General features: G+C 60.9%; 1 protein-coding gene. It reads left to right on the top strand.

Annotated elements, in window-relative coordinates; all coding sequences use genetic code 11:
• The first annotated feature begins 558 nt into the window (after positions 1-558).
• Positions 559-1,608 carry a M23 family metallopeptidase gene (locus tag ABZX75_RS34260; protein ID WP_355418139.1) on the top strand — a complete coding sequence of 350 codons (1,050 nt, stop codon included), beginning with the start codon at positions 559-561 and terminating at the stop codon, positions 1,606-1,608.
• Positions 1,609-1,874 lie beyond the last annotated feature (266 nt).

Below are 1,874 nucleotides of genomic sequence, written 5' to 3'. Positions count from 1 at the left end.
GACCGTCCGCTCCAGCTCCGCGATCCGCAGGGCATCCGCCGACGAGGTCCCGGGCCGCTGCCCGGCATCGGTCTCCGCCCGCTGTACCCACCCGCCTCGACGACGTAGCGGAGCTTGCCCATGCCCTTGATGTTCGGGGTCTGCCCGAACCGAACCCCAGCTCAGGGGGCAGACGTTGCCAGGCAATGTCGTTGCAGAGCACGTACAAGATGCCTTGCAGGAACAGTCGATCAGCGCCCACAAGTCGTCGTCCACGATCCACGGCCGAGTGCTCACACCATCACGAACGGCCGAATCGTCACACCGGTCACGCCCGACCAGGACTTCTCATCAGGATCCTGTTACGAGCTCTTAGGTACCTGCCTACAATTCTGTTATCTGCCTCTGCCCGGCGAGTCGCCGTCGGCTTTTCGTACCGGCATCCCCGATGCTGCCTGGGTCCGAAGATGAAGGAGGGTCCCGTTGTCGCTTTCCGCGTTTCTCAAACCGACTGGTAGGCGTCGAAAGACGAGAATTCCCACGCAGGGCGGTCGCGTAAGGCGCGCGGGACTGTTCGCGATGCCCGCTCATGTCGTTTCCGGCCAAGCGAAGCGTGTGGTAGTGATTTCCATCCTTTTGTGTCTCGTACTGGCAGTTGACCTCGCGCCCGGGATCCCTTGGAATCAGACCAGTCGTGTTTCGGAGGGGTCTGCAGCGGCAGGACATCCTCTCCGTGCACTGGGTGGGATCGGTGCATCAGGAGGGAAGGGGCACCATCGATCGAGTTGGGAAAGATCAAGCGAGGACATCACGGCAGTCAGGAGCAGGCGCTGTAATCTGCAAGCTGCGGCTACCCTTACCTTGGTCGAGGCGTCTGGAACTCATGCCACAAATATGTCGCGCGCAGGAAATTCTCCTCGCCGCCAACTCGACCCCAGGCCCTCGGTAGCTGAACGAGGCGGTTCTATTTTCCTCGCCTCGCATCCCAAAAAAAGGTCCATGGAGGCAGCATGCTTCGCTGATGTTAGGTACGGCGAGAGAAACGACAGCATCCGTCTTTTTCAGCACGCCTTGATTAACCACGGAGGATCCCTTCCCGCTGGAGCCACTGGCCTTTATGGACGGCAGACGCAGGCGGCCTACAATGAGTTCCTGAAAAAACGACAAATGCCCAAGGATATTCCCTTGGAGTCAGCATTCTATGCTCTAGGTCTTCAGGCGGCAGGGCCGCTACGAACGGTGCGTCTCGCTTCTCCTCTGGCGTCAGGAAAGATTTCACACAAGTACGGAGTGCGGCACACACGTTACGCATCCGGCTTTCACACCGGGGTTGACTACGCAGCCCCCGCAGGGGCCAGTGTTTACGCCGTCCGTTCCGGCAGGATCGAAGTCGCTAAAGATGACCCACGCGGGTTCGGCAAGTGGGTTGGACTTCGAGCAGACAATGGACGGCTGTACGTTTACGCTCACCTTTCGCGGATCAAGGTACGTGGTGGCCAATCCGTCTTGGCAGGAAATGAGCTCGGAACTGTTGGTGTGACTGGACGAGCAATCGGTCCTCACCTTCACTTCGAAGACCACCCGCAAGGCCCTTTCAAGTACGGGGACGTGCGCGCGCCTGAGTGGTAAGGCGCCACGCAGGGAACTGCTCGACGGAGCGTGGTGGCGCGGCGGCACGCCCGCAGTGCGAGTGCGGTCCGTGGTTGGACCGGACCGACCGGCACAGCCGAGGACACGGATCAGCAGGTCAGCGCGCACGGGAAGGCACTGGGGACGCACGGCTTGACGATGGTGGTCACCTAAAGCGTGTTGCAGAAGGTCGTGTGTGGGCAGGTCAGGACCGAGTTAAGGGCCGGTCTGGTCATGCGGCGAGGGCGAGGTTGTGCATGTGGGCG

It is taken from the genome of Streptomyces sp. NPDC003038 (genome assembly GCF_040611115.1).
Lineage (GTDB): Bacteria > Actinomycetota > Actinomycetes > Streptomycetales > Streptomycetaceae > Streptomyces.
Note: the sequence above shows the minus strand (reverse complement) of the source record. Positions and strands in the feature narration are given on the sequence as shown.